This window comes from Patescibacteria group bacterium (assembly GCA_035288465.1).
GTDB lineage: Bacteria > Patescibacteriota > UBA1384 > DATEAH01 > DATEAH01 > DATEAH01.
Window position 1 is genome coordinate 154,993 of the sequence record DATEAH010000005.1, and the last position, 25,879, is coordinate 180,871.

25 protein-coding genes and 3 tRNA genes are annotated in these 25,879 nt (G+C 38.6%); 9 read left to right on the top strand and 19 right to left on the bottom strand.

The features are described 5' to 3' along the window. Positions 1–52: 52 nt before the first annotated feature. The 9 genes from lepA to VJJ80_01600 all read right to left on the bottom strand — a co-directional run bounded on the left by lepA (position 53) and on the right by VJJ80_01600 (position 9,350). Positions 53–1,840, bottom strand: a complete 1,788-nt coding sequence (gene lepA / locus VJJ80_01560; protein HLC38794.1) for a translation elongation factor 4 — start codon at positions 1,838–1,840, stop codon at positions 53–55. Positions 1,841–1,866: 26 nt separating this feature from the next. Beyond that, positions 1,867–2,028 carry a hypothetical protein gene (locus VJJ80_01565; GenBank protein HLC38795.1) on the bottom strand — a complete coding sequence of 54 codons (162 nt, stop codon included), beginning with the start codon at positions 2,026–2,028 and terminating at the stop codon, positions 1,867–1,869. A 26-nt stretch (positions 2,029–2,054) separates the two neighbouring features. Further along, positions 2,055–3,701 (bottom strand): murein biosynthesis integral membrane protein MurJ, encoded by a 1,647-nt coding sequence (gene murJ, locus VJJ80_01570; GenBank protein HLC38796.1) that lies wholly within the window; start codon positions 3,699–3,701, stop codon positions 2,055–2,057. A 70-nt stretch (positions 3,702–3,771) separates the two neighbouring features. Then, the gene (gene ftsH / locus VJJ80_01575) at positions 3,772–5,592 is read right to left on the bottom strand and encodes an ATP-dependent zinc metalloprotease FtsH (GenBank protein ID HLC38797.1); all 1,821 of its coding nucleotides are present in this window, start codon (positions 5,590–5,592) and stop codon (positions 3,772–3,774) included. A gap of 47 nt (positions 5,593–5,639) precedes the next feature. Continuing rightward, a tRNA-Met gene (locus tag VJJ80_01580) sits at positions 5,640–5,711 on the bottom strand. Between the two features lie 126 nt (positions 5,712–5,837). Next, positions 5,838–5,908 (bottom strand) — tRNA-Met (locus tag VJJ80_01585). A gap of 18 nt (positions 5,909–5,926) precedes the next feature. Further along, positions 5,927–6,322: a septum formation initiator family protein gene (locus tag VJJ80_01590; protein HLC38798.1), complete on the bottom strand. Its 396-nt coding sequence runs from the start codon at positions 6,320–6,322 to the stop codon at positions 5,927–5,929. 108 nt (positions 6,323–6,430) lie between these two features. Beyond that, positions 6,431–8,248 carry a choice-of-anchor X domain-containing protein gene (locus VJJ80_01595; protein HLC38799.1) on the bottom strand — a complete coding sequence of 606 codons (1,818 nt, stop codon included), beginning with the start codon at positions 8,246–8,248 and terminating at the stop codon, positions 6,431–6,433. 379 nt (positions 8,249–8,627) lie between these two features. Beyond that, complete coding sequence (locus VJJ80_01600; protein HLC38800.1) at positions 8,628–9,350, bottom strand: CAP domain-containing protein; 723 nt, start codon at positions 9,348–9,350, stop codon at positions 8,628–8,630. 246 nt (positions 9,351–9,596) lie between these two features. Here VJJ80_01600 and VJJ80_01605 point away from each other — a divergent pair, with 246 nt between their 5' ends. Next, complete coding sequence (locus tag VJJ80_01605) at positions 9,597–10,010, top strand: transcriptional repressor (GenBank protein HLC38801.1); 414 nt, start codon at positions 9,597–9,599, stop codon at positions 10,008–10,010. 586 nt (positions 10,011–10,596) lie between these two features. Then, the gene (locus tag VJJ80_01610; GenBank protein ID HLC38802.1) at positions 10,597–12,276 is read left to right on the top strand and encodes a DUF2207 domain-containing protein; all 1,680 of its coding nucleotides are present in this window, start codon (positions 10,597–10,599) and stop codon (positions 12,274–12,276) included. Between the two features lie 16 nt (positions 12,277–12,292). On the opposite strand, the gene VJJ80_01615 is transcribed toward VJJ80_01610, so the two are convergent. Further along, a tRNA-Ile gene (locus VJJ80_01615) sits at positions 12,293–12,364 on the bottom strand. A gap of 132 nt (positions 12,365–12,496) precedes the next feature. Here VJJ80_01615 and VJJ80_01620 point away from each other — a divergent pair. The 6 genes from VJJ80_01620 to VJJ80_01645 all read left to right on the top strand — a co-directional run bounded on the left by VJJ80_01620 (position 12,497) and on the right by VJJ80_01645 (position 16,989). Beyond that, complete coding sequence (locus VJJ80_01620) at positions 12,497–12,991, top strand: hypothetical protein (GenBank protein ID HLC38803.1); 495 nt, start codon at positions 12,497–12,499, stop codon at positions 12,989–12,991. 61 nt (positions 12,992–13,052) lie between these two features. Beyond that, complete coding sequence (locus VJJ80_01625; GenBank protein HLC38804.1) at positions 13,053–13,523, top strand: hypothetical protein; 471 nt, start codon at positions 13,053–13,055, stop codon at positions 13,521–13,523. A 6-nt stretch (positions 13,524–13,529) separates the two neighbouring features. After that, the gene (locus VJJ80_01630) at positions 13,530–14,054 is read left to right on the top strand and encodes a hypothetical protein (protein HLC38805.1); all 525 of its coding nucleotides are present in this window, start codon (positions 13,530–13,532) and stop codon (positions 14,052–14,054) included. Positions 14,055–14,439: 385 nt separating this feature from the next. Beyond that, positions 14,440–15,912, top strand: coding sequence for a L,D-transpeptidase/peptidoglycan binding protein (locus VJJ80_01635; GenBank protein HLC38806.1), 1,473 nt, complete (start codon positions 14,440–14,442; stop codon positions 15,910–15,912). Between the two features lie 310 nt (positions 15,913–16,222). Beyond that, a complete protein-coding gene (locus VJJ80_01640; protein HLC38807.1) occupies positions 16,223–16,495 on the top strand; it encodes a hypothetical protein in 273 nt (90 codons plus the stop codon). Further along, positions 16,492–16,989 carry a hypothetical protein gene (locus VJJ80_01645; protein HLC38808.1) on the top strand — a complete coding sequence of 166 codons (498 nt, stop codon included), beginning with the start codon at positions 16,492–16,494 and terminating at the stop codon, positions 16,987–16,989. The genes VJJ80_01640 and VJJ80_01645 overlap by 4 nt, the downstream gene beginning before the upstream one ends. Positions 16,990–17,265: 276 nt before the next feature. Here VJJ80_01645 and rsmH read toward each other — a convergent pair whose 3' ends face one another. Genes rsmH through VJJ80_01665 form a run of 4 tightly spaced genes read right to left on the bottom strand, consistent with a single transcriptional unit; the run spans position 17,266 to position 20,877 of the window. Beyond that, positions 17,266–18,258, bottom strand: a complete 993-nt coding sequence (gene rsmH / locus VJJ80_01650) for a 16S rRNA (cytosine(1402)-N(4))-methyltransferase RsmH (protein ID HLC38809.1) — start codon at positions 18,256–18,258, stop codon at positions 17,266–17,268. 4 nt (positions 18,259–18,262) lie between these two features. Continuing rightward, positions 18,263–18,397: a hypothetical protein gene (locus tag VJJ80_01655; GenBank protein HLC38810.1), complete on the bottom strand. Its 135-nt coding sequence runs from the start codon at positions 18,395–18,397 to the stop codon at positions 18,263–18,265. Between the two features lie 7 nt (positions 18,398–18,404). Next, positions 18,405–19,037 carry a 2-oxoacid:acceptor oxidoreductase family protein gene (locus tag VJJ80_01660; GenBank protein ID HLC38811.1) on the bottom strand — a complete coding sequence of 211 codons (633 nt, stop codon included), beginning with the start codon at positions 19,035–19,037 and terminating at the stop codon, positions 18,405–18,407. After that, positions 19,027–20,877, bottom strand: coding sequence for a thiamine pyrophosphate-dependent enzyme (locus VJJ80_01665; GenBank protein HLC38812.1), 1,851 nt, complete (start codon positions 20,875–20,877; stop codon positions 19,027–19,029). Before VJJ80_01665 ends, VJJ80_01660 begins: the two co-directional genes overlap by 11 nt. A gap of 86 nt (positions 20,878–20,963) precedes the next feature. On the opposite strand from VJJ80_01665, the gene VJJ80_01670 reads away from it, so the two are divergent. After that, the gene (locus VJJ80_01670) at positions 20,964–21,446 is read left to right on the top strand and encodes a DUF192 domain-containing protein (GenBank protein HLC38813.1); all 483 of its coding nucleotides are present in this window, start codon (positions 20,964–20,966) and stop codon (positions 21,444–21,446) included. Here VJJ80_01670 and VJJ80_01675 read toward each other — a convergent pair. From VJJ80_01675 to VJJ80_01695, 5 genes are all read right to left on the bottom strand, one after another. Next, a complete protein-coding gene (locus VJJ80_01675; protein ID HLC38814.1) occupies positions 21,430–21,651 on the bottom strand; it encodes a DUF167 domain-containing protein in 222 nt (73 codons plus the stop codon). The genes VJJ80_01670 and VJJ80_01675 overlap by 17 nt on opposite strands. Beyond that, positions 21,644–22,072 carry a DUF296 domain-containing protein gene (locus VJJ80_01680; GenBank protein ID HLC38815.1) on the bottom strand — a complete coding sequence of 143 codons (429 nt, stop codon included), beginning with the start codon at positions 22,070–22,072 and terminating at the stop codon, positions 21,644–21,646. Before VJJ80_01680 ends, VJJ80_01675 begins: the two co-directional genes overlap by 8 nt. Positions 22,073–22,348: 276 nt before the next feature. Then, positions 22,349–23,242, bottom strand: coding sequence for a hypothetical protein (locus VJJ80_01685; protein ID HLC38816.1), 894 nt, complete (start codon positions 23,240–23,242; stop codon positions 22,349–22,351). A gap of 947 nt (positions 23,243–24,189) precedes the next feature. Beyond that, the gene (locus VJJ80_01690; protein ID HLC38817.1) at positions 24,190–24,996 is read right to left on the bottom strand and encodes an ABC transporter permease subunit; all 807 of its coding nucleotides are present in this window, start codon (positions 24,994–24,996) and stop codon (positions 24,190–24,192) included. Then, complete coding sequence (locus tag VJJ80_01695; GenBank protein HLC38818.1) at positions 24,996–25,877, bottom strand: ABC transporter ATP-binding protein; 882 nt, start codon at positions 25,875–25,877, stop codon at positions 24,996–24,998. The genes VJJ80_01690 and VJJ80_01695 overlap by 1 nt, the downstream gene beginning before the upstream one ends. Positions 25,878–25,879 lie beyond the last annotated feature (2 nt).

Here is a 25,879-nt window from a genome sequence, read left to right on the forward strand (position 1 = left end):
TTTTGAGTTGTCAACCCGCCTCGCCTCATCGGCGAGCCGAGGCCTGGTCCGTCTATTTTAGAAATTTCCAAAAAACATCTTTGTCTAATTTTATATTTGCCGCCATTTTCATTCTTTTCTTGCCAGCTTTTTGTTTTTCTAAAAGTTTTCTTTTGCGGGTATAATCCCCGCCATACAATTTGGCAATCACATCTTTGCGGAGTGGGGGAATGTTTTCCCTGGCAATAACCTTAGCACCGGTGACTGCTTGAATTGAAACTTCAAATAACTGTCTGGGAATAATTTTTTTAAGCTTGGCAACTTGAGCTCGGCTTAATCGGAATAAATCGTCTTGATAGACAATTTGGGAAAAAGCAGGGAATTTTTGTCCGGAGATTAAAAAATCTAATTTAACCAAATTGGCTGGTTGATATCGCAAAAAACGCCAATTATATGAACCTAAACCCGAAGTTAAGGTTTTTAATTGATCGTAAAAACCCCAAATCAAGTTTGATAAGGGAATCTCATAGGTTAATAAACTTCGGTCCTCGGCTAAATTTTGAGAGGTTAAAAATTTAGCTCGTTGTAATTTTAACAATTCAGCCACCGGTCCCAAATATTGGTTTGGGACCAAGAGGGTAATCTCCATAATTGGTTCTGAGATTTCTAAAATTTGCGAACGGTCTGGAAATTGATCTGGATTGTTAACTTTAAGGATTTCTTTTTGGGTTGTCAAAACGTTGTACGACACGGAAGGCGTGGTAAAGACAATCCCTAAGTGATATTCTCTTTCTATTCTTAACTTCACTATTTCTAAATGCAGCATGCCTAAAAAACCACCACGAAATCCAGAGCCAAACAGGGAAGAGTGCTCAGGCTGAAATTGCAAAGAACTGTCATTTAATTTTAATTGCGAGAGGGCATTTTTTAATTTTTCTGACTCCCCTTTTTCAGAAAATAATGAAACAAAAATATTTGGTCGGGGCTCTAAATAGCCTGGTAATTTTTTAAAATTTTTCGGGATAGGGGAGAGGGCAATCGTATCGCCCACTTGACAATTTTCAGTTTTTTTAATATTAGTGGCAAGATAACCGATTTCGCCGGCTGATAATTTTCCTTTTTCTAAATAATCCGGGGCAAAGACCCCCACTGAGCCGACTTTAGTTTCAGTGTCCGTAGCTAAAAATTTAATATTTTGATTGGTGGAAATTTCACCTGCAAAAACCCTCACATAAGCAATTGCGCCTTGATATGGATTATAAATTGAATCAAAAATTAAGGCCTTGAAATCTGAACTGCAATCAATTTTTGGAGCGGGAATATTGGTAATTATTTTATTTAATAACTCCCCTACTCCTAGGCCGGTTTTGGCGGAAATTTTTAAAATTTCTTTAGTTTCGACATTTAATAATTTAGCTAATTCAGCTTGTCTCTTGTCAGTTTCGGCTTGAGGTAAATCTATTTTGTTAATAACTGGGATAATTTCAAGCTTTAGTTTCTGGGCTTGTTCGAGAACGGCTAAAGTTTGGGCTTGGATGCCTTTGACGGCGTCGACTAACAAAACTGCACCTTCAACGGCAGCCAAGCTGCGAGAAACTTCATAAGAAAAATCAACATGTCCCGGGGTATCAATTAAATTTAAAGTATACGGCTCGGAATTATAAAGATATTGCATTCGGACCGGCGCTAATTTAATCGTAATCTGTTTTTCTTTCTCAAGTTCTAAACTATCTAAATATTGAGGATGCATCCGATTTTCGGGAATGGTTTTAGTAATTTCTAAAAAACGATCCGCGAGCGTGGATTTGCCATGATCGATATGCGCAATAATCACAAAATTTCGAATCTTATTTTGATCCATATTCCAATCAATTTTCTAATTAATAATTATGGGGTCATTTCGGCATTATCTTCTTTGGGAGTAAAACAATTGGCAATACAATCTTCAGAACTGCGATCATTTTCGATTAATTTGTCTTCCGAAGCCATACAATAACCCATCAAATCGTCTTTGAATTTAAAATTTTGGCAATCTTGGCATGTAGGCATAAACGCTCCTTTATATTATATGCGTATTATTCTTGTTGGGATTGTTTAGCACCAACAGTCTGGTCAACGGCAATATCATCGGGCGGGGTAACTCTTTTTTTAAAAACCTCTAAAAATGCGGAAAATTCCTCACATTTTAACAAATAGGTAATTAATAAATAAAACCCAAAACTAATTACAATCGTAGCTGTGGTTTTTAATAATACTCCCTGGAAAGTCTGCATGTTAACTTGCCAACCAATGTAATATTTTATCAGCTGAGCCACAAAGCCTAAAACTACGCTCGCAAAAAGATATTTAAAAACCGTTTTCGCAAAATCAAAACCATCCGCGTATTTTAATTTTATCCTCAATAAAATCGCCAAAACTACCACGTTAAAAATTGAACCTAAACTTACGGCTAAAGCTAAACCAACCGCTTTTAAGGGAAAGTCTAAGCTCAGATTTGCAAATGATAAATGCCCAAGATTAATTCGGCTTAAAACAAAGCTTAAAATAATGGTGACGATTGCAGAAATTATCCCCGCAATTGCCGGGGTCCGAGTGTCTTCATAAGCATAAAAGGCTCGAGCCAATAACTGCACTAAGCTAGCCGCCCAAATCCCAATCGCGAAGGCGCCCAAAGAGTTTGCAGTTGCCACTGTGGCCGACCAGCTAAAATGACCAGTTCCTAAGGTTAGTCTGACGATTTCTGATCTTAACAAAAAGAGCAATACCGAACAAGGAATAATAAAATATAAAATTTGCTTTGCGGCTAAATTTAAAGATTCCAAAAATTTCTTCTTATCGCCATCGGCGGCAAAATCGGCTAAAAAGGGAAAGACGGCGATTGCAAAAGAAGCGCCAAAAACCACCGAGAAAAAGGTTTGAATATCATTGGCAAAATTGAAATAGGTGACATTCCCCTTCCAGGTTGAGGCTAAAAACGTCACCACAATTAAAATTAACTGGTTGGCACCCAAACCGATCATACGAGGCACCATTAATTTGCCAATTCGCCGAACTGATTTATGGCGAAAATCCGCCACCGGTTGCCAATGAAAACCTAATTTTACTACCGTGGGAATTTGAATTACCATATGCAAAAATGCACCACCTACGACTCCAAACACTACCCCCATGACGCCATAGTGATCCGCTAACAATAAAGTAGCTATAATAATTGATAAATTATAAATTAATGGTGATAAACTGTAAACAATGAATCTTTTAAAGGAATTTAGGATGCCACCCATAATATAACTGATACCGAAAAATAAAGGTGTCAGCAATAACCAACGTGAAAGCTGGGTAGTTTGTAATTGCTGAGATTCGTTAAAACCTGGAACCAATAAAGGAGTAATATGAGGCATAAAAATTGCTAAAATAATTGGCACAATTGTTAAAACAATGATAGCGATATTTATCACCGAACTGGCAACATGCCACGCGGTTTGATAATCTTTACGACGCAAATAATTTACAAAGACCGGAATAAAGGCTGAAGAAATCGCCCCTAAAATTAGCAAATTAAAAATTAAATCTGGGATTCGAAAGGCTGCTAAATAAGTATCCAAATTGGCTGGAGTAATTTTTTGGGCTAAAAAACGATTTCTAAAAAGTCCTAAAATATTAGAGCTCACCAGCGTTGCCATTAATATTAAGCTCGCGCCCTTAATCGAATTTTTTCTCATAAAAAGAGTACGAAAAAATCTAATCACAACTTTATAATTCCTTATTATTGCTTATTTTGGCAAATTAGTTTTATTTTTTTGCTAATGATTTTGGAAAAAATTTATTAAATTCGTCAGCATACATAGTTTCTTTCTCGAGTAATGTTTTAGCGATTTTTTCCCAAACCGATCGGTACTTCAACAAAACTGCATTGGATTTTTTCTCTGCAATCCGGATAATTTTTGCTACTTCATCGTCTATTTCCGCGGCAACTTTTTCAGAATATGTTTTTTGTTCGGCTAATTCCTTGCCCAAAAAAGTCATTTCTTCTCTTTCGCCAAAAGTCTCGGGACCTAGTTTTTCACTCATCCCAAAATCAGTCACCATTTTTCGAGCGAGCTTGGTTACCCGACGTAAATCATTTTCAGCACCAGTTGTGATTTCGTGAAATTTAATCTTTTCTGCAATCCGACCTGCCAAAAATGAAGCAATATCGTCTTCAAACTTACTCTTAGAGTACAAATGTGAATCTTCAGAGGGTAAATTCCAAGTATAGCCCAAGGCCATACCACGGGAAATAATAGATATTTTATGAACCGGGTCACAATCTGGCAAAACATGAGCAACAACCGCATGACCTGCTTCGTGAAAAGCAGTGATTTCTTTTTCTTTTTTAGACAAAACTCTGGATTTTCTTTCCGGTCCAAGCATCACTTTTTCAATCGCATCTTCTAAATCATGCATTTCTAATTTTTTCTGATTGCGGCGAGCCGCTAATATTGCGGCTTCATTGGCTAAATTCTTCAAATCCGCACCAGAAAATCCAATTGAGCTTCGAGCAATTTTTTCTAAATGAATGTTGCCAGCTAAAGGCTTATTCTTAACATAAATGTTTAAAATGTCCAAACGTTCCTTAAAGTCAGGCAAATCTAATACTATTCGGCGATCAAATCTACCTGGTCGCAATAAAGCGGGATCTAAAACATCGGGTCGGTTGGTAGCAGCCATAATAATGACATTAGTATCGGTTTCAAAACCATCCATTTCGACTAAAATTTGGTTTAAGGTCTGTTCCCTTTCATCATGACTGCCGCCTAAACCTGCGCCCCTAAGACGACCGATCGCATCTAATTCATCAATAAAAATAATCGCTGGTGCATTACGCTTAGCTTTGTCGAACATATCACGTACCCGAGCCGCACCCACACCAACAAACATTTCCACAAATTCAGAGGCAGATATTGAAAAAAATGGCACTTGAGCTTCACCAGCCACAGCTCGGGCCAATAAAGTCTTACCAGTGCCAGGAGGCCCAACCAACAAAACGCCTTTGGGAATTTCGGCGCCCAGTTTTTTAAATTTTTGTGGACTTTTTAAAAATTCAACGATTTCCCAAAGCTCTTGTTTCGGCTCCAATAAACCCGCGATATCGGAAAATTTAACTCGGGATTGGCCAATTCCTAAAAGTCTGGCTCGAGATTGACCAAAAGACATCGCCCGATTATTTCCGGCTTGTGCTGATCTGAGCATAAAATAAATAAAACCGGCGATTAATAATACCGGTAAAACTCCAGATAAAACCGCGATCCAAATACTATTTGAGGAGGTGCTTTTGATATCAAGCTGGACGGCATCAAGATTAATATTGGCATCTTTGAGAATTTGGACAAAAGAAGATTGTTGTTCAATCGCCGATTTCTGCAAATTGCCATTTTTTAAAACAATTTGTAAATTTTGACCATTAACCGTGATTTTGTTAACTTCTTTCTTTTTTACTTCATCAATGACTTGATTTAAAGGCACGGTTTGCTGATTTGTATTTTTCACAAAAAATAAATTATAAATTACATATAACGAGAGCAATAAAACGACAAAATATAAAATAGTTCTACCCGAACAATATTTTTGCATTATAAATCTCCTCTAAGTTTAATTATTGGCTTTCGGCTCGAAATTTGTGGCTGGGGTGGGGCTCGAACCCACAACCTACAGCTTATGAGTCTGTTGCTCTACCATTGAGCTACCCAGCCATGTCGCGACAACCTCCACATTGTTCGCTCTGATGTGCAAATAATACATCATAGCTCATTAGCTATAGTGTCGTTCCTTTCCAAAAATCAAAGATTTTTGGTTTTTTCAGATTTCGAATTTGTATATAGCGGGGCCTGGATTTGCACCAGGGTCTACTGCTTATGAGACAGTCGAGGTACTACTCCTCCACCCCGCAGCGCTAATAATTTATAAATTATTTAAAAACAAACTGCCACCAACGAATCAGGTTTGAGCGATTATTTTGTGTTTGGTTATTAGCAATTTCAGTCTTTTCTTCAGTCACAGGTTGGTTGTTGCTTGCCGAAACAATAAAAACTTTTTCGCCCGGTTTTTGATAGCCAAGCTTTAAACGAGCTTGTTGTTCTTTGTAGGTACTACTTTGATAATATTCAATTTGCTTTTGTAATTCCTGATTATGATCTCGGAGCTGCTGCATTTCATTATCTAAATTAGTAACTTCAAGATTAATATTATAGTTTTGCCAAACTGCTTTTCCCAGCAAAAAAAGAATATAAGCAATAATCAAAAAAAATGGTACCAAACGTAGTTTTGGGATGAATTTTTTAAAAGCTTTTCTATTGTTTGACAAATTCCCCTCGCTCTCTTAAAAATACCATGATTTCAATTTAAAATCAAGCCCAAAATTGGTTTGGAAATTATAATTTACCAAAATATTTAATTTGCAATGAAGAAATAATTATTTTTTTCGAGATGAGGCTTTTTTATTTTCTTGCCAGCCAACATACCAATAGTATACCCAAAAAGCGATTACTAAAGCAGCTAAAATTATGCCAATAATAAGTGGCCAATTTGTGGGTGCCTCTTCGGTTGTTTTTTCGCCCTCAACTGTGCCTTCGTCTTCTAAGGGTGTCGGGGTTGGTTCAGCAACAGCGGGAGCAGGTTTAGTTTCAACCACTGCTGAAGCAATTTGGGGTTGTTGAGTTTCAGTTCCAACCCGGGTGACGCTGGCCGGCATATCTGGCGCAATTATAATTAATTTTGGAGTAGCAGAGATGGTAACTTCATTAGATTTATTACCGGCTAAATCAAAGGCAATAATTTTATAAATATAGGTCTTACCGCCAATGACGCTGGTATCTTTATAGAAATTATCGGTTGTGTCTGCAATCCATTTAAAGGGACTACCGCTACGATAAATCATATAATATGCCGCATCTAAGTCATCAGCCCAATAAAGAGATATGTATCCTTCACCAGAAATAGCCAATAAATTTTGTGGTGCTTGCGGCGGAACATTATCCTCAATAGTTAAATCGGCGGTGCTTTGTGAGAGATTATTAGCTGAATCTAAAATATTAATTGTCAAACTATAAATCTGGTTCGTGTTATTTATTAGGTTTGGGTAAAAAACAAGAGAATAAATATTATCTCCAGCAGTTTGATCACCATTGGTGCCATCGTCATAGAGCGACGAAATACCCAAACCGCTATCCACAGCCGTTAAATCAATATTGACACTCCCAATACTAATATTGTCAGTAATTTCAGCAGTAATTAAAACCGGCTGAGAACCATTACCTTTAACTGTATTGGGGGTAAGAATTATATTGGAAATTTCGGGTAAAACCGTATCAATATCAAGATTATTACCAGAAGATTGGCCCACATCAGAAATATTTCCGGCAGGGTCGATTAAAGTAGCATCTAAAATTTCAACATTATCTGCTGAAAAATCACTTGCCAAGACCGTGTAGGTGGCAGAATAAGTGCCATCGCCATTATCTGTCCATGACAAAGTTTGGCCGTTAAAAGAACCATTAGCGGTTAGACCTGCTTCCAGATTTTCAGCCGTAATGGTAATTTGAATCTGACCACCAATTCCCAATAAGGCTGAACTGGGATTAAAGGTGATTTGGCTAATTTGAGGCGTGGTAATATCTAAAAAAACGGTCGCTGAATAATGCGGTGAATAACTATATCCTGAGCTAATAAATGTCCTAAATTGAACGTACACAATTCTTGGCCCGTCTGTGCCAGCAGCTAATGTCCAATTTCTAGTTGTCGAATACGCCTCAAAAACTGAAAAATGGATATCATCATTTGAAAATCTCATTTCATCGGGCGTCACGTCGTTTCGGCTGCCAGAAATAGTTAAAACCACTTCCCTATTAATATCAGTGGCATAAGTGGCTCCGCCGTCAATCAAAATCGAACCCACCCAAGAAACTACCTGGGGTTGAATTTGCGAAGAGCTGGCTTTGACTGGCAGGGTTGATGAGATAGTTCGGGTCGGTTGGGTTGAGGCAGTAATTGATTTGATGGGTACGTCTTTAACTTTGGGTAAGGTCGGCTGGTTGTCGACATCTTTAACTTGCGGTAAAGTTTCAAAATCATCATTTGTTTGAGATTCATTTGTTAAATTCGCTTCAGAATTTTCCGATTGGGCAAGATTTTTTACAGCCCCAATATTTTGTACCGCCGCTCTCGCAACCCCCACAAAAGTAAATTGGCTCATTAAGCTCAAAGCTAATAAATAAGATAATAATTTTTTCACCACTTCCTCCTTCATCTCGAGCTTAGTCGAGAGATTATTTTTAATTTTTAACCCGCCTTCGTCCCCCACTAACAGCCGGGGGCTTAGGCGAGGTTTTCGCTCCAACTTGGCAGAGCTTCAAAAACCACAAATCAATAAAAGCAACCTTGGCTGCTCAAACTGATTTGTGGTTGGTCTCACTATTTTGCACCCATAATTCCAAGTGGCCGAATAAAGAATCATAGGTTAAAGTTAAACCACGAAATTTTTCAATCTCACCCTAAGACTGGTGTCCTAAGACGCAAAAAAAAGAGGTTTCCCCTCCCTTTATTATAAAACCTTTTTTACAATTTAATTGTATTATTTATATTCCTACTGTCAAGCCTGACTTATCCACAGATTATTTAAAAACTAATAAAAGGTTTTTAGTAAAAATTTTTCTAAAATTAGTGGCAGTGTCTAACCATGAATTTGCATATTTTTCCATAAATTTTCCCCAGATTTTAAATTCATTAAAATTATCACCTTGAGGATTGGTGGGGATAGAAGTATTTTGATTTAATACTGAACTTGAATGAGTTGGAACAGATTTGGTAATATCGCGATTGGCGGCTTGAGGAGCTGGACCAATTTGAGTCCCAAACATTTGCACCACCACCGTGGTATTAGAACCTGAAAATTCACCACTCATAACTGCAATTCCAATTTCATTAAAATCAGGATCTAAAATATTGGCACGGTGAGAAGGGCTGTTCATCCAAGCCGCAAAAACGGTATTGGAATCTTCAAAATCAATCGCTAAGTTTTCGCCGGCAGTGCGGTAATTATAACCCACAAGCTTAAACCAATACCAAGAAGTTAAACCTTCGGGAGAGGCATGGGCAAAATAATCTTTGGCAAGCATGTCATTGGCTTTGGCGGCAGCGGCTTGGTTTAATTTTGAATTTATTGATAAGGGAGCAACCCTATTATCTAAGCGAGCCGAGTTAGTTAAACTAAAAATACTATTGGTGCTAATTTGCGCCAAAACAGTTTGAGGAACTAAACCGACAATAATAAAAGAAATCGAGAGAGCAACGACTTTGAATTGGTTTAAAATTTTATTTTTGTTTTGAGAATTCATAAAAACCCTGTCCGGATCGGCCCTCAACCTTCCATTGGGGTTTTTAAACATTATATTATTATATCAAAAAAATTATCATTTGTCAACCCAAGATGAATTATCGCAATTTTTAAATTTTTAATGATCACTAAAAACGAAGCTAAAATTAGGCTATCCCCAAGTTATCCACTTGCCAAAACCTTATTTTGCAAATAAAATGCAATTGGGAATAGTTTGCAGAATATTAATTAACCTGTGGATAACTATATGGATAACTTTCAAAATAAATACAAATGGCAAAAGCTGACTAACCAACGCACGCAGATTTTGGAATTTTTACAAACGAATTTAAACCACCCCACGGCCGAAGAAATCCATCAAGCTATCAGGCCATATTTAGCCAGGCTAAGTTTATCAACTATATATAGGAACCTGAGAAGCTTAGAATCAGAAGGAGTGGTTAGCTCAATTAAGACTCCGGATAGAAAAATTCATTTTGAACATGCTGGTGCTGATCACGCCCATTTTTATTGCCTTTTTTGCCGAAAATTGATCCAACTGCCTCTAGCCGAAATTATTGACATTAAAAAACGCCTGGCGATTAAAAATTACCAGGTTCAAAAAGTTGATATTATTTTTGAAGGCATCTGCCCAGATTGTGTTTTAAAAAAACTTGAGTAAATTATTTTTTATTTTATAAGAATTGCAATGCCCCAATAAGCCCAGATAAGAAGACAAATTTTTATGATTAATCTTTTTAAACATCCTTTTTTGGGTTTTAGCTCTTAAGAGCCGATAATGTGGCAAAACCACATAGCCCAAGAAATCTATACCTTGTCTTAATTTACGAATGATGATTTTGTTTGGATATAAATTCAAGCTGAGTTTTTTGTTTAAAAAATTTATAATAGGATTTAATAACTTTATTAAGTTATCTCTGTCAGCGTCTAAAAACACAAAGTCATCGCAATAGCGAAGATAATACTTAATTTTCAAATAGTGCTTTATGAATTTATCCAGCTCGCCAAGATAAATATTGGCGAAAAGTTGGGAGGTTAAATTGCCGATTGGAATTCCCCTTTTCCACCTTCCGCCAGCTGGCGGAGTGGATTTTGTCCCACGAAAGTGGGATTATAGGTGCATCCCGCACTTAGCGAGAATTGTCCATATTTTAGCATAGCTCAGTTAAAAAGTTAAGACCAAAAACGAAAATTAGTTATTTTAAACTATTATAAACTTTTATGTTAAAATGAAATCAAGAGGGAAAATGCTGAATAAAATTGCGAAAAATTTATTAAACTTTGTTTTTTTAGCGATTTTATTAATTTTACCTATCAAATCACATGCCCAAACAGAAGCGATTAGAAATCTTAACGCCGAAATTACAGTTGAAAAAACAGGTTTAGTCGATATTGTGGAAACAATTGACTATTATTTTCCTACTGCCAAACATGGCATTTATCGCTATATTCCAAATCGATTCAAAGAGAGCTCTGGCCGCAAATTCAAAACTGAGCTCAAAATTCTAAAAATTAAGAATGAAAAAGGGAAGTCTATCCCCTACACCACTAGTCAAAATGGCGATAATTTAGAAATTAAAATCGGTGATGCCAACAAAACGGTTAATGGTGATTATCAATATCAAATTCATTATCAAATTTCTGGTGTAATCAATAGTTTTTCAGATCATGATGAGCTGTACTGGAATGTCACCGGCACTGGCTGGGAAGTACCAATTGAAAAAGCCCAAGCGCGAGTGGTTTTACCAGATGTGATAAATCCCGCCAGTCTTCAAGATCGCTGTTTCACTGGTTCACAAGGTGCCACAAATGAAAATTGTTCAAAAAGTATCAATCAAAATCTGGTCGATTTTTCAGCCAGCGGAAATTTAACCGTGGTGGTAGGCTGGGAAAAAGGGGTAGTCACAATCCCCGCTCGAGAATATGTTTTTTCCGGTTTTAATTCTTGGTGGTTAATGATAATTCCATTTGTGGTTTTTTTGCTCTTTTCCTATATATTATTAAAATTTGGCCGAGATCCCAAAAAAATCACCACCATTGCCCCGGAATTTTCGCCACCGCAAAATTTGACAATTCCGGAAATGGGCACGATTTTGGATGACCGCGTCGAACCTGCTGATTTGACTTCGCAAATAATTTTTTGGGCCACCAAAGGATATATTAAAATCAAAGAGGAAGAAAAAACCTTTTTGCGGGGCCAAAATTATACTTTAATCAAACTCAAGGATCTGCCCCAACATGCCAAATCTTTTGAAAAAATGTTTTTTGAAGCCTTATTTGAAAACCAACAAAAAGTGAAGCTTTCCGAACTTAAAGTAAAAACCACTTTTTATAAAAAGTGGCGAGAAATTTCACAAAAAATTTATACAGATTTAATGATCGAAAAGTATTTTCCCCAAAATCCAGATAAAATTCGAAAAAAATATCTTTGGATTGGCCTTGGCATTATCATTGCCGCCGCGATCGCGGGCCCGTTACTTTTATCATATACTTTGGGCATTGCCCTATTTCTAACTGCCGCAACCGTGATGATTTTTGGCTATTTTATGCCCAGAAAAACCTTAAAAGGTGTAGCGGCTTTGCAAAAAATATTGGGTTTTAAAGAATATATTACTAAGGTAGAAAAATATCGCACGCATTGGGCAGAAGATGAAAATATTTTCTTGGATTTTCTGCCATACGCAATTTTGTTTGGCGTGGGTGATAAATGGGCAAAAACTTTTAAAGATATTTACAAAGAACAACCCGACTGGTATGAGGGTAATTGGACGACTTTTAACACCATGGTTTTTATAAGTAATTTAAATGGTTTTAATAGCACTTGGTCTGGGGCAGTTTCCGGAGCAGCTTCAGGTTCGTCTGGTTTTTCGGGTGGTGGTGGTTTTTCTGGCGGTGGTTTTGGCGGTGGCGGTGGCGGCAGCTGGTAAAATTGTAAACAAAAAATGGGCCTGGCAGGGATCGAACCTGCGACATGACGCTTATAAGACGTCCGCTCTGCCACTGAGCTACAGGCCCCCATTTATACCTAATTATACTTAAAATTGCTCTAAAAGGCAATTTTTTATTGTCTTTATCAAATAATCATGCTATGATTTATTTAATCCCGCGACACCTGCCGTAACGCCAGAAACCCGGAGGTAAACCGCGATGTCAAACCCAAGAACTCCCTTAACCCAAATTGGCGAATTGCTTGGAATTGGTGACTTGGCCGAATACATCTTGCACGATCTGAATCCTGAATACCCTGCCTTGTCCCTTAGAATATCTGACTTAAACCGCGAAGTGGTGTATCAGTCTTTGCTCGAGATGGTTCTTCAAGCTTTAGAGGGCGACCGGATCATCAACCAGCCCACTTCTCCACTTAGATTGGCAATCGGTCCAGCAGTAGAAGCCTGCCGAGCCTACAATATTCTTTATGGCACGCTTGGTCGCCGCGGCACGCTTGGTTTACCGGAAAAACATTTTAGCGAAATGATTTGGCCCTATCAACTGGCCCTGACCAATTTCTTGGAACGTCCAGCAGATAAAACAGATGAAAACGAAGTTAAGATTTTAACTGAGTTCTTGGAAGGACTTCTTGGGTTCTTGGTCTGGGCAACTGCGATGATTCAGGAAGGATCTGACCCCTTTGACAGAAAATAGTTTCATACGTTATCCATTTCGCCTGATGCGCACCGCGAGCAACCAGCAGAGGTGAGCTGAGATGGCAGATAATGACGCAGTATCGCAAGTTGCTAATGCTTTTAATCTTGCTGCAGTAGTCGAGGCGATTCTTTATGAAGATTGGGAGACACTTTTCAGCGGTCAAGGACATGCTAAAGGTGGGGCGGCAGAATATGAAGCTAATCGATTGGAAAGATTATCACACGTTACTGCGTTTCTTGAATCGGCAATAATCGGTTATGAAATAATTATTGACCCAGGCCAAGCTACTAGATACGAAGGTGATTCAGCAAATACCTTTTGTAATAACTTCAGATTAGTTCAGTCTGCTTTTGAGAAAAATGAAATTAAAGATATTGAGCAGGCTTATCGGCATCTTCTGAATTTAGTTGAAATATTAAAAACCGTCCCCGAAATCATAACTAAATTATTCGAGCTTCGTAATTCCTTAGGAGCGCTTGAAAGTCAATTACGAGACCAAGCCAAACAAACTCTTGGAGTGGAGGGGTGAGCTGAAATGGATCAGCGAGAGCTTGAGAAGAAGCATAAACCCGAAAGGTATCCAGAACTTTATGGCGAGGAGTTGATTCGGAAAACACACGAAGCGGCAATGGCAATATTTCGAACTACGGCATTTATTAAAGATCAAACTATTAGAGATTATCCCGAAAGTGTTGTCCCACAATTTGAAATTCTCTGCCAATTTCTAATTGCCTCAGGGTGCGCCTTTAAACATTTTATGACTGATCCGAACGAACGAAGTTCTATCCCGCCAACCTTTAATCATTTTGAGATGATACAGTTTTTCGTCAGATTCGCCCACACCTTTGACAATAAATTCAGTCCCGAAATCAAAGATTATAAAGATGGTTTCGAACCTCTGACCCAACTTCTGCAGAGATTCGAACTGGCCCTTTTCAATTATATGCATAACCCAACCCTGACTGTCACCGATGATTTTCGACAATTGGTCATTTGTATTTCTCGGACCTACGAAGCTTATTATAATGAAGGTTTTAGGCGCCATCGCCTAGCTGCATAATTAGAATTATCACCTGCCCCGTGAGGCTAAAAACACTTTTTTGCCCTGCGGGGATTTTTTTATAGGCTCGGTGCCCATAATCCCGCCTTCCAAGCGTTATGACAGGTAACTTTGCGGGGTGATTCAACTCGATGGCGATAATCCCGATTTTACCTCCTTGACCCCGCACAATATTTAATATTCGCGAAGATCTACGTTCTCGACTCAAGCGTCATATATGCGGGGTCTACGCCCCGCTCCGTGCGTAGCTCTGGTGTGGGGCTTGACAAACCCATTTTATTTTGCTATAATGGTATAATTTGAAAAATGTCTCGTCAACCATTGATTGAGACACGGTCCTCAATAAGGAGGGGGCTGTCAAAAACAAAAATAGAAAAGGAAAAAAATGAACGTGAAAGTTGGCAGTTTGACTTTTGGCAATAATTCCAAAGTCATCACTCAAAAACAAAATGTAAAAAATCAAAAAGCGGTTACTTTTTGGAATCACAAAGCGGTTAAACCTACTTTAGGCATTATGACCTTTTTAGCTGTCACTCTTTTAGGCTATGGCTCATTCGCCTATGCTTTTCAACACAAGATTTATCCGGGTGTTAATGTGGCCGGAATTAATTTGGGCGGAAAAACTAAAGACGAAGCGCTTCAGCTTTTAGGCCAAAAATACAAAGAATGGTCAAGCCAAAAAATGACGGTGGCAGTTGGTGATACCAAAGTGACGGAAAAATTAACCAACATCGGCGTTAGTTATAGCCCTGGCGACTTAGCTGATAAAGCGTTTGCGGTTGGTCATAGTCAAAATTGGTTTGAAAACGCCAAATCAACGGTGAATTTAGCTTTCAACGAAGTTAGTTTTAATCCTACCTATAATATTAGTAAAAAGAAATGGAACAATTATTTAAATCAATTAAGTTCTAAAATTGAAAAAAAGGCCGAAGATCCCCACTTAGAATTAGCCAATGGTAAAACCAAGATCGTTTTAGGCCAAACTGGCATTACTTTAGAAACTGATAAATTAAAAGACCAAATTTTTACCAAAGCTCAAGCTGGCACTTTAGATGAGATTCAAGCTCCAGTGACCAAAAGCCAAATTGCAGTTCCTGATGATCAAGCGGCTCAAATTACCCAAACTGCGGATAATTATTTAGCCCATACAATTTCTTTAACCTATGAAAATCAAAATTATGTGGCTTCAAAAAGTGAAATTTTCACTTGGTTAATTTTAACTAAAAATGGTGAAGATTTCAGTTTAAGCCTTTCTAGCCAAACCATTGCCGGTTTTGTGAGTTCTGCTGCCCGTCATATTGATAAAGCGGCAATTGCTAAAGAAGTCACTCCTGCTGGACAAGTTTTATCTGAAGGTGCGGCTGGTCAAGCAGTTAATCAATCTGCGGCAGTGTCGGCGGTTAAAGCGGCTTTAGCCGGTAAGGGTTCAGACCAAATCGCTTTAGCGGTATCACCAGTTCAACCATCGGTTCGCACTATTTACCCTGCTGGGACTCCTGGTTTATTCCCTGGCAAATACATTGAAATTGTGCTTTCTAAACAAACCTTATATGCTTTTGATGGACAAACTTTAGTCAGATCGTTCTTAATTTCTTCTGGAGTTGCAAGTCACCCTTCTCCTGTTGGTATGTTCGCCATCTATTCAAAATCACGTTCTGTTTTAATGTCTGGCCCTGACTATTATTTACCTAATGTTCAATGGGTTAACAGATTTTACGGCCCTTATTCAATTCACGGCACTTACTGGCATAGCAACTTCGGTCACCCCATGAGCCATGGATGTATCAACGCGACTAACGGCGATGCTGCCTTCATCTACACTTGGGCGCCAATGGGTACTCCGGTCGTAATTCACTAACAAAAATTAGAAATATCAAATAAAAAAAGGGCTCCGAAAATTCGGGGCTCTTTTTTTTGTGCTTAAATTGAGGTATAATTAGGATAATTTCCAGGACTTTAACAACTTATTAAAAACAAGGGGGATGAAGTCGATAGCTAAAGGAATGCGGCGCTCTAAAAAATTTGCGAGATTAAGGGCAGAATGCCAGGTTGCTACGGTAATTCAAAATTTCGGTAATGGAGAAATGATTGAGCTAATCCAAAAACTTAACGATGAATCCAGGAGAAAGTATAATGGATATAAACGTCGAAGGAGGAGATAAATCTAGATGCCTAGAGCGCAGAAATGGGACAAAGATAGAGCGGAATTTTGCGCTGCGCGAGATTTGCATCATGCTCTTAAACCTTATTATTCCGATAAAGTCTTGGCAGGAGTTTTGCCTGGCCGCAAAGAAGAACTTTCAGCCAGAAAAGGAAGAAAAAGAAAACGTCGAGAAGCAGAAGCTACTGGAAGTGTAAGAATTGTCGGAGAAAATTCCACTCCGAAACAAAAACCCGAAAAAACAATAATACCAAGACGAAAGAAAGGTGATCCGAAATGATCTGGCTACTCTTCGTGGAAACGCCGATTGCTTGGATATTGAGCGGTTATATGCTATATTGGGTTTTTTCTTCTTCGCTGCCGACATCTGAAAGAAAAAGATTATTCCTGACCCAATTTTTACCTCTGTTTTTTGTACATTTTGTCGCTAAATATATTGGCCAAACCCGTTTTTATACTCCGCTATATATCGAAAAAGGTCCTCTATTTAGCGATGTTATGATCTGTATGCTTTTAGGCTGGTGGATATATGTAATCGCATTCTACTGGTTTGAACTAAAGAAAAAGTCGACATCAACCCAAAGGGATTTCCTTCAAGTGCATGCGCTCCTCGGTTTCTTGCTGGCTTTTGTTGGTTATTTTGGCTTTTTGTTCTACTACCACGATTTATATATTGCAATTCCTGTTTTTTGGGTTTATCTGGTCTTTTCTCTTATGCTTTGGATTGCAGGAGAACATCTAGATCTAAAACTTAAACCCAAGGAGACAAAATAAGCCGATGAAAACAGCGTCAAAAAGATCGTTAATACGGACGCCGCTGAGGGCTAGATTTTATTGCTTGAGAGAAATGGCTCTTCGGACTCGTCTTTGGCCAACGGAATTAGTTAGATTCCCGGAAAAATCCCAAATTAAAACCAAATTAAATCCAAGAACCTGATTGGTGTATCATTTTTTGCCCACACCTGTTAGGTTCTTTTTTTATGGGTTCGATGCCCATAATCCCGCATTCCTCGCGTCACGATAGGAAAATCTGCGGGATAACTTGCGAGATCAATTTTTTTCGCAGACGCGCATTTTGGCGGAGCGGCTTTTGGGATTTTGCTCAATTTCTGCAGGTGCAGGTACCAGAGGTTTTGAGGTCAAGATTTTAATTTTGGGTTTTTTGCCGCAAACGCAAACCGGCGCTTTTGGCGGACATTCGCAAGGATTAGCGAGCTGACGGAAAGTTTTTTTCACTAAGCGATCTTCGAGGGAATGAAAAGAGATAATTATTAATCTCGCGCCGGGCATTAAAACATCAGCAAATTCAAAAATGGCTTTTTCTAAATTTTCAAGCTCTGAATTTACTGCCATTCGCAAAGCGCGAAAGATATTTGTCGCAAAATGTTTTTCGCGGCTATATCGCCACTTTGGCGGGGTAGCGGTTTTGATAATTTCCACTAATTGATTGGTAAAAGTTATTTTTTGGGTTTTTCTGGTAATAATAATTTGCTTTGCAATCCGACCAGCAAATGGGGACTCCCCTAACTTTGAAAAAATATCCCGCAATTTGGATTCTGGCCATTCGTTGACTATAAGTTCTGCAGTTAGGGTTAGGGTTTGACTTTGGTCTAATCTCATATCAAGTTTGGCGAGCACATTAAAACTAAAACCGCGGCTGGCAGTTTCTAATTGATGAGTTGAAACGCCTAAATCCAACAAAGCGCCGGAAATTTGTTTTATTTTTAATTTTGATAAAATTTGTTTGATATTAGAAAAATTATCCTGTACAAAAATTATTCGCTTTCCAAATTTAGCTAATTTTTTTTGAGAAGCCTTAATCGCTTCTATATCCAAATCAATCCCAATAACATTACAGTTTTGAGATTTTCCGCCCGAGGCGGATCCACCTTTGACGGAGAGTTTGGAGATTTGAGTTTTTTCGAGTAGAGCTCGCGTATGGCCACCGCCGCCCAAAGTCCCATCAACAAAAAAACCACCCTTTTGAGGCTGGAAAAAATTCAAAACTTCATTTGGCATCACCGAAAGATGATATTGTTTCATGTTATTATCTAAGGAAAAGGTAAATTAAAAAACCAATCCCGATCGCGATCGCGAGATATAACAAACCGTTATTTTTAGAATTGCGATCATCTTGTTCTCTTAATTTGTCCTTGGTATAATCTCGATCCAAAATTCCCATTTTTACCTCAATTATTTGGCTGATATTTTAAAGCTTCATCGAAAACTTTTTTATTAATTTCATGAAATTTTTCATTCAAACTCTCAGCTACCGCCTGCCAGGCAATTTCTGGCTTAATCGGTAAAATCCCCAAACCAACCGCCATTCCAAAAAAATAAATATTAGTAGACATTTTATCACCAGTTATTTCCAAAACCTTGTCTTCGACGGCGACTTTAATGACTTTTTTGGCTGATTGATTTATTTGCGTTTCAAGTTCTTCTAAGTTTACCTGATCGTCATATGGCCAGAATATTCCGGATTCAGCCAGGATAGTAGTTTTTTGCGGTTTTGCCCAATTCTTGGCACGGACAGCTTCAATGAAATCCATACCAATAATTAAATCTGCATCGTTATCGGCAACTTGTGGGGAAAAAACTACTTCACCAAATCTAATTTGACATTGCAAGCTACCACCGCGCTGAGCTAAACCATGTAATTCACTTTCTAAAACCTGAAAACTTTGTTTTTGCGCCGCTGCCGTGACTAATTTTGCCAAAGTGATTACACCTTGACCGCCATAACCGGTTAAAATTAAATTAAAAGTTTTATTATCCGAGGCTTGTTTTGTCCCAAAAATTGATTTTATTTTATTTAGCATTTTCACCTTCTTTCATGATTTCGACTGAATTTGGGGCGAGCTGCTTGCAAACTGAACAGCCAGTACAAGTGGCCGGATCAATGGCAAGGCCGTTGTCTGTTTCAATAAAGGCTGGGCAATGATAAGCGCGTAAAATTTTATTATCTGTCTCGTTTTGTTTTACAATTTGGAATATTGGCAATTTTTGACCTGAATCTTTGGCTTTTTTGACGGTCATAAGCCGGCACTCGCCTTTGGCGACAAAGACGCTCACGCCTTTTTGGGCATAAGCTGATTTAATGGCCTCAACCGCGTTATTAAAATCATAAATGGAAATTGTCTGAACTGCATCAACGCCGCAAGCTTTGACAATCGGTTCAATATCAATTTTTTTCACTACATCGCCTTCGCCGGTGAGGCCAGTGCTAGGATTGGGCTGATGGCCAGTCATAGCGGTGTAGTTATTATCCATAATGATTAATAAAATATCGCTTTGGTTGTAGACTAAATTAACTAAGGCTGGCAAACCGGCGTGGAAAAAGGTTGAATCACCAATAAAGGCGACTGGTTTTTGACTAGTTGTTTTGGAGATGCCATGAGCGATCCCCACGCCAGCACCCATCGCCACAACCCAATCCAACATTTGAATTGGTTTGTAAGCGCCGATCATATAACAACCAATATCCCCGCCATATATTTTATCTTCGCCTAAGGCTTTTTTGACCGCGTTAAAGGTAGCACGGTGCGGACAACCATGGCATAAAAATGGCAAACGGGTCGCCACTTCATTTTTTGCCGGGTTTTCGGCCGGGCTAATCGCCTGAGAAGCAATGGCTTTGGGCAAATTATCGGCAATGATTTTGGCATTTAGCTCGCCGATTTTGGGAAAATATTTTTCACCGACAATTTGGAGTTTTATGTTTTGATCTTGAGCAATTCTTTTTAATTCATTTTCTAAAACCGGCTCTAATTCCTCAATAACGATCACTTTGGTTAATTTTGACATAAACGCGGCGGCTTTTTGGTCGGGAAATGGTGCGGATAGACCAATTTTAAAAACCGGTAGATTCCTGGCTGATTCTAACATCACTTCTTGTAAATATTGCCAGCTCACCCCTGAAACTGCCACTCCAATTTTGCCTTTTTGATTATTCACAAAATTCAAAGGATCAGTTTCTGAAACCTCATTTTTGATTTTGATCATTTTATCTAAGATTTTCGCATGCAAAGCCACGGTTTGGCTAGCACCCATTTTAAAGCCTTCGGGATTTTTTTCAAACTTGCCTTGAGTCTGATATGAATCTGGAAGTTGGTCAAAATTAACCAAGCCGCGCACATAGGAAACTCGGGTGGTCATTCTTAAAATCACCGGGATTTTATATTTTGCCGAAACTTCAAAAGCTTTTTTAGTCATGATTCGCGCTTCTTCGGGGTTTGAAGGCTCTAAAACTGGCAAATGTCCAATTTTAGCTAACAATCTGGAGTCTTGTTCGGTTTGCACCGAACTATAAGATCCCGGATCATCTGCCACCACCACCACCAATGGGCATCCTAAATATCCCAAAGGCAATAATGAATCCAAGGCAACATTTAAGCCATAATGTTTCATTACCACCATTGATTTGACGCCAGCAAATGCCGCACCGGCGGCCGCTTCTAAGGCGATTTTTTCATTGGTGCTATATTCAAAATAAATGCCGACTTTTTTAGCAATTTGGCCGGCGGTATCGGAAATTTCTGAAGCTGGTGTTCCAGGATAGCCGGAAATAAAACCCACGCCAGCCTCTAAAGCGCCTCGCACCACCGCTTCATTGCCAAAAATTATTTCACCTTTTGAATCGCCGATCAAACCATCAGACATGTGCCTCTCCTTTAAGAACTATTTCGATTATTTTCTATTTCCATTATAACATATTTATTTCGCCAAAATCCTGGTATAGTATTAATATGAATTATTTGAAAAAATTAGCAAAAATCATCGGTTTGTTTTTAGCATTGGCAATGGCTGTGGCGGTCATCATTTTTGGCTATTATTTTATTCAAGCCTTGCGCCAACAAAATTTAAAGGCTGAGGTGATGATAAAAAATCAACAATATCAAGTTGAAATGGTCAAAACTCCCATAAAAATGGCTGAGGGATTATCGGGCAGAAATGAATTAGCGACAAATTCAGGGATGCTTTTTGTTTATGACGACAAACAAAAGCGTGATTTTTGGATGAATAAGATGAATTTTGATTTGGATATAATTTTTATTGACGATAGTCGCGTGGTAGATTTTGTTACCCTGAAAAAACCGGAAAGTTCAAACAAAATTCCAAAATATACCAATCTGAAACCGGCAAATTTTGTTTTAGAAATACCTGCTGGTGAAGCGAAAAAATTAGGGCTAAAAATTGGCGACATGGTTGAAATTAATCAATCTCAATAATTTTGTGGCGCGATTTTTCGCCTTTTTGAATAGTGATTTGGCTTTTTTTAATTTTAAAATAATCAGCTAAAATTTCAACGAGAGCCTTGTTGGCTTTATTTTTTTGGGCAGGTTTGGTTAAATAAACTTTTAAGCCGTCTTCGGTTTCTTTGACGGTATTTAGTTTGGCTTTGGGAATAACTTTCACTTTAATAATTTTAGTCATTTTCTAAAAATAGCCCCTCTAAACCGGTTTTAGGTTCTAATTTGCGAATCATTTTAAGGTTTGATTTTAATAGTACAATTTCTCCGGTAGTTTCAATGGTGCCGGAAATTAAATGTCCACCAAGGGTTTTTTTATTTTCATCGCCCAAAACTGCGTGTAAATGGAATTTATAATCTGATTTTTGTTCTGAAATCATACCAGATAGTTGTAAAAGCTCATGGGCTTTTTTAAAATTTTGGGGTAAATATTCAGCTTTGGTTTTAAAAAAACCGAGCTCAAAATTTTTTAATTGTCCTAAAGCGGAAATAATAATGGCGGTTTGGATATGGTGATTTTGGCAAATTTGCTCTAAACTTTTGAACAAGTCTTTGTCTGGAAATAATCTGGTAATAATGAGATTGTTATTTTCTTGAGATTGCATTTTCGCCTCCTTGGATATTATATTGGAATTTTAAATCTGATTCAAATTATTCGATGTCGTCATTAAGGGATATAATCCCGCAAAGTTTTCTATTCTGACGCAGGGAAAGCGGGATTGTGAGTATCAAACCCATAAGAACCTCTCGCTTCGCTCGAGAACCTTGTTGCGTGCTTGCGCTACCCCTTCGGGGCGGCGGCTTCGCCTGGCAAGCGATGCAATAAAAAAATCCCGTCAAGGTAAAAAGTAAAAACCCTAACGGGTGACAAATTGGTTTAATTATTTAGCTAAAGTGCGTGAGGGACATTTCGGTTTTTTGGGTTTCGGCTGATATGTAGTTGGATCATCATATGGAGTACGCTTTCTATTATGGATCAGCCATTCTCGCAATTCTCGTTGATATTGTATTTCAGCATATTCATAATTTAACAGTTCCTGGGCGCAATTTTTAATTTGTTCGCAATTTTCAATTTCCAAACCATTCTCGAGCCGCAAGACTCCAGCCAAATCATATCGTGACCGGTCTGTCCAATCAGCTTGTATCTCTTGGAAGGCTTGTTCTGGATTCGCAATCAACTCTTGCAATTCGGAAAATCTTTTGACTTCATATTCTTTCTCTATCTCACTAGCTTTAAATGTGCCGATTGTGTAACTTGTGACGCCAGCATCAAGAAGTTCTTGCCTTCTGATAATCCATTTCAGTAAAATTGTACCAGCAGTTCGATAGTAATAAACCATTTCCCGATGATTTGGAGATGATTGGTGAAGATGTTTTCTCAAATCCGAATCTTCAAAATAACCGAAAACCTGACCTTTTTGGGGCATAATCTCTGATAATTCTCGATGCTTGGTCAGCAATTCATCTTCCGGGACATCAGGTGAGGCTAGCACTAAATCTACGATTTCCTGCAAAAGGCTTCTCGCCTGATCCGCAATGACTCGGTCAGTGGTGAGCTGCTTGACGGCCATTTGCGACACCTCCGGTGGTTGGGTTTTCAGTCGATCTGTATCAAAACCCGAAAGAAGATGCACGGCTCGTTCTGCTTCTCGTTGTTCTGCCTCGTTAACGCAATATGTTCCACCAGAATTATTGGGATGTTTTATCTGCGCTCGAATTCGTTCAAATTTTGCATGAATCGGCGTCCAAACCCGGTTTGGCCGTCGTTTTCGCAAACCTCTCACCTCCGTAGGCATTAATAACATTATAATTTAAAATTTTCAAAATGCAAATAAAAATTAGAAAAAATTTGACTTTTGGAAATATCATTATAAAATTATATTTAAGGAGAAAATTACCAGCAACACAGTGCTGGTTGATATACGCACAAACAGATGGTCAAGCCTTGTTGTCAAGAAGTGAGAGGGCTTGGCAGTTCTGTTTGATCCTGTCACAGAAGGAGGTGATAGATAGACCACACCAAGAGGATGCCGTTAGACAGGACTCGGTCAGGGATCTCAGGGAACTCGGATCAAGAATCGGATGACGGGATCTACTGGGTCAGAAAGTGCTTCGGATCACGTGGACAGGTGGATCGGTCACAGATCGTGGTCGTGTTGTACCCGGGGGAGGATGCTCTAAGGTCGACAACGCGGTCAATGAGGATGTCGTAGTCCAAGTGGAAATGCCCATGCGGGCTTGTGGTCCAAGTAGTCTCGCATCCTCCCCCAGTCGCTCTTCCAGCTTCACCCTGATACACCCGACGACCAAACGTCGTTCCTGCCGGCTAAACCCGTAAATTCGTGCGGGTTTATGCCCCGGCCATCCTTCTCCAGTTGTGGAGAAAAACACCATGAAGAAGCTCGCCCTCTGCTGACGATCTACACCGTGGTCAACCCCAAACCTTCTCACCCCCGCATCGTTGCGGGACGCCGACCCTACTAAGGGAAGGATCACCAGTCTAACTGGAATCGTCGCACCTTCCCTTAGGCCCTCATCGCCTACACGTCTTGGCGCCAGCCAAGAGCACGACCAGAGGTCGGAGAGGTTCGTCCTCACCCCTCGCCCCGGCTATTGGAGTACTACAAAGAGCATCCTTAGCTGGAGCACCCCCGAGAGTACGAGAGCTTAGCGCGCTTTCATGCCCCCGGGGTTTCTTTTTTATTTAGAACAAAAAAATAAATTATGAGACCATAATATCCCTTTTAGAAAACCAAGCAGCACCAATAACAATTACAACCGCGGAAATGCCGATAAAAACTAAATACCCCCAGTGATCAATTTGATTATGGATTAGAGCTTTGGAAGGATTAAAATAATAAAAGAATGAGACATATTTTAGATCAGCAAGTTGCTCTTTAATTGAAGAAACAATATTTAAAACGTACATGACCACCAACAAGGCCCCGGAAATAAAATAGACTTTGCCTTTATCAGAAAAAATTGCCGACAAGAACATCCCAATGCTATAAATGACCAAACCAAATAAAAATGCCAAAAGCGCCATGGTGGCAAAATTTTCAAAAGTATAAGAAATTTTAAAAATCTCAATAATGGGAATGGCGATAAAGACCGAGAAAATGACAAAAACCACTAAGCTGGCTAGACCGGCCAAATATCGGCTAATAAATAATTTTAACCTTGAAATTGGCTGAGCTAACAAAATTTCAATCGTGCCTTTTTCAATTTCGCCAGCAAAAGCCGTGCCGGCAAAACCAACTGACATCAAAACTACTAATAATGGCCACATAAACGAAAATTGTTCGGTCGATAAAAAACCTTCAATAGTAGTGAAGTTGGCAATATCGAAATTAAAAGCCTTTAAAAAAGACTCGGGATAACTTTTAAACAATTGCTCCATGGCCGCTGATTGGTCTTTAAATGATGGGAACAAAGAAATATACATTAATAACAAGCCAATATTGACTAAAATATACACTAAAAAGACTGATTGTCGATCTTTTAAAATCCGCCAAAACACTGCTTTCATTATTTTTCTCCGCCACGATAAAATTCTAAAAAGACTTCTTCTAAAGTCGCATGGGTGATTTCTAAATCTTTAATTTGGTTTTTAGCTAATTTCTGCAACACTATATTAATATCGCCTTTAGAATTTAAAACTAAGCCATCTGGCAAAACTCGCTCAATAGCAACCTCTTTGGAAATAAAATCATTTTTATTGAATGTATTTTCAAAAATAACCGTAATAATGTGCGTTTTTTTGGCATGAAGTTTTTCAATATCTTCAAGCGCGATTAATTTGCCAGCTTTAATAATGCCAACTCGACGGCAAAGCCTTTCGACCTCAGCTAAATTATGAGATGACATAAAAATAGTGGTGCCTGATTTCTCTAAATCTTCTAAAATTTCATAAATGGTATTTTGTAATAACGGATCAAGCCCGACTGTGGGTTCATCCATAATGAGAATTTGCGGATTAGACATTAAAGCTAAAATTAAACCTAATTTTTGTTTATTGCCGGTTGATAAATGCTTAAATTTTAATTTGGGGTTAAAGTCTAATTTTTTACACAACTCGCGGACATTTTGAGACTTACCACGGATCGATTCCACAAAATCAATATGCTCCTGACCAGTCCAGCCATCATAAAGTTGAACGTTGCCGGGTAAATAACCGACTTTGTCCATTATTTTCACGCTTTGTTTTTGAGCGTCTTGGCTTAAAATTTTAATTTCGCCTGAGGTGGGTTTGATAAAATTCATTAGGCAACGGATAGTGGTGGTTTTACCAGCACCATTGGGTCCTAAAAAGCCAAAAATTTCGCCTTTTTCGACTTCAAAAGAAATGCCATCAACGGCTTTAGTTTTGCCAAAATGTTTTTTGAGATTTGAAACTTCAATCGCTTTCATTA

Excerpts from the sequence above, each read along its gene's own strand:
- VJJ80_01625 (HLC38804.1), top strand. The coding sequence starts at position 13,053 with ATGGCAGATAATGACGCAGTATCGCAAGTTGCTAATGCTTTTAATCTT.
- VJJ80_01660 (HLC38811.1), bottom strand. The coding sequence starts at position 19,037 with ATGCTAAATAAAATAAAATCAATTTTTGGGACAAAACAAGCCTCGGAT.
- rsmH (HLC38809.1), bottom strand. The coding sequence starts at position 18,258 with ATGAAACAATATCATCTTTCGGTGATGCCAAATGAAGTTTTGAATTTT.
- VJJ80_01665 (HLC38812.1), bottom strand. The coding sequence starts at position 20,877 with ATGTCTGATGGTTTGATCGGCGATTCAAAAGGTGAAATAATTTTTGGC.
- VJJ80_01690 (HLC38817.1), bottom strand. The coding sequence starts at position 24,996 with ATGAAAGCAGTGTTTTGGCGGATTTTAAAAGATCGACAATCAGTCTTT.
- VJJ80_01565 (HLC38795.1), bottom strand. The coding sequence starts at position 2,028 with ATGCCTACATGCCAAGATTGCCAAAATTTTAAATTCAAAGACGATTTG.
- VJJ80_01645 (HLC38808.1), top strand. The coding sequence starts at position 16,492 with ATGATCTGGCTACTCTTCGTGGAAACGCCGATTGCTTGGATATTGAGC.
- lepA (HLC38794.1), bottom strand. The coding sequence starts at position 1,840 with ATGGATCAAAATAAGATTCGAAATTTTGTGATTATTGCGCATATCGAT.
- VJJ80_01635 (HLC38806.1), top strand. The coding sequence starts at position 14,440 with ATGAACGTGAAAGTTGGCAGTTTGACTTTTGGCAATAATTCCAAAGTC.
- ftsH (HLC38797.1), bottom strand. The coding sequence starts at position 5,592 with ATGCAAAAATATTGTTCGGGTAGAACTATTTTATATTTTGTCGTTTTA.
- VJJ80_01610 (HLC38802.1), top strand. The coding sequence starts at position 10,597 with ATGCTGAATAAAATTGCGAAAAATTTATTAAACTTTGTTTTTTTAGCG.
- VJJ80_01630 (HLC38805.1), top strand. The coding sequence starts at position 13,530 with ATGGATCAGCGAGAGCTTGAGAAGAAGCATAAACCCGAAAGGTATCCA.
- VJJ80_01695 (HLC38818.1), bottom strand. The coding sequence starts at position 25,877 with ATGAAAGCGATTGAAGTTTCAAATCTCAAAAAACATTTTGGCAAAACT.
- VJJ80_01600 (HLC38800.1), bottom strand. The coding sequence starts at position 9,350 with ATGAATTCTCAAAACAAAAATAAAATTTTAAACCAATTCAAAGTCGTT.
- VJJ80_01640 (HLC38807.1), top strand. The coding sequence starts at position 16,223 with ATGCCTAGAGCGCAGAAATGGGACAAAGATAGAGCGGAATTTTGCGCT.
- VJJ80_01680 (HLC38815.1), bottom strand. The coding sequence starts at position 22,072 with ATGCAATCTCAAGAAAATAACAATCTCATTATTACCAGATTATTTCCA.
- VJJ80_01605 (HLC38801.1), top strand. The coding sequence starts at position 9,597 with ATGGATAACTTTCAAAATAAATACAAATGGCAAAAGCTGACTAACCAA.
- VJJ80_01655 (HLC38810.1), bottom strand. The coding sequence starts at position 18,397 with ATGGGAATTTTGGATCGAGATTATACCAAGGACAAATTAAGAGAACAA.
- murJ (HLC38796.1), bottom strand. The coding sequence starts at position 3,701 with ATGAGAAAAAATTCGATTAAGGGCGCGAGCTTAATATTAATGGCAACG.
- VJJ80_01675 (HLC38814.1), bottom strand. The coding sequence starts at position 21,651 with ATGACTAAAATTATTAAAGTGAAAGTTATTCCCAAAGCCAAACTAAAT.
- VJJ80_01620 (HLC38803.1), top strand. The coding sequence starts at position 12,497 with ATGTCAAACCCAAGAACTCCCTTAACCCAAATTGGCGAATTGCTTGGA.
- VJJ80_01670 (HLC38813.1), top strand. The coding sequence starts at position 20,964 with ATGAATTATTTGAAAAAATTAGCAAAAATCATCGGTTTGTTTTTAGCA.